The sequence below is a fragment of the Halomonas sp. 3F2F genome (assembly GCF_014897805.1).
In the GTDB taxonomy this organism is placed as follows: Bacteria; Pseudomonadota; Gammaproteobacteria; order Pseudomonadales; family Halomonadaceae; genus Vreelandella.
The window spans coordinates 1-945 of the sequence record NZ_JABUZE010000047.1 but is presented as its reverse complement, the minus strand read 5'-3'; the positions used below and the strand labels follow the sequence as shown (position 1 = coordinate 945).

1 protein-coding gene is annotated in these 945 nt (G+C 45.2%); it reads left to right on the top strand.

Annotated elements, in window-relative coordinates; translation table 11 throughout:
- Nucleotides 1–206: 206 nt before the first annotated feature.
- Complete coding sequence (locus INT21_RS05650) at nt 207–773, top strand: manganese efflux pump MntP (RefSeq protein ID WP_125746217.1); 567 nt, start codon at nt 207–209, stop codon at nt 771–773.
- Nucleotides 774–945 lie beyond the last annotated feature (172 nt).

Genomic DNA, 945 nt, shown 5'->3' with positions numbered 1-945 from the left:
ATTACGGAAAAAGTAACTCGATAACTTTTGCATAACCACTTAGTTCGCAACTACAAACTTTATTTTTAACTACGCTGCTTGTTTGCTTAATCAAATATGGTAGGATTCATCGCAACTTAATACCCGACCTTGTTACTCAGGCATACCTCTCTAGGTGATGCCCAAGGCATTTATACGCGGTAATTTTTGGCGAGAGTTCACACTCCATGACACCGACCACCATGTTGTTTCTAGCCGTTTCCATGTCGGCCGATGCGTTTGCCGCCTCGATAAGTAAAGGTGCCGAGTTAAAAAAACCCAGATTCCGACATGCCATTGGTATTGGTCTCGTCTTCGGCATTATTGAAACGTTAACCCCCTTGCTAGGCTGGATAGCGGGCAAGGCATCTCAACAGTACGTTGAAGCCTGGGACCATTGGATTGCCTTTACCCTACTAGCACTGATCGGCCTGCATATGATGCATGCTGGGATCACAAAGGAAGACAAAATAGAGCATCGCAAACAGACGCTCTGGTTATTGGTGTTGACCGCCACTGCTACCAGCATTGATGCCATGGCTGTGGGCGCCAGCCTCGCCTTCATCGATGCCAATATCATAGCCACCAGCCTAGCTATCGGCCTCGCTACTACGGTAATGGCCTCTATCGGCACTTTTCTGGGCAATAAACTTGGCCATTTTGTCGGTCACTGGGCCGAACTTATCGGCGGTATTGTGCTAATCGGAATTGGCTTAGCAGTATTGGCCGAGCACACAGCTTTTTTTAATTCTTAACCAGCCAACTATAACCTTATCCCCTTTTAAACTTGGAACTCTTTCTTAAACGATTGAGCCTTTACACATCAAGCCACCATAAAAAGCGTAAGAAGAAGCCAGTTATTTAACTAAAGACTAAAGATTCGTTAAGTGCTTATTCAAAATTAATCGCGTGATCAGCTTCATAGCT

Excerpts from the sequence above, each read along its gene's own strand:
- INT21_RS05650 (WP_125746217.1), top strand. The coding sequence starts at position 207 with ATGACACCGACCACCATGTTGTTTCTAGCCGTTTCCATGTCGGCCGAT.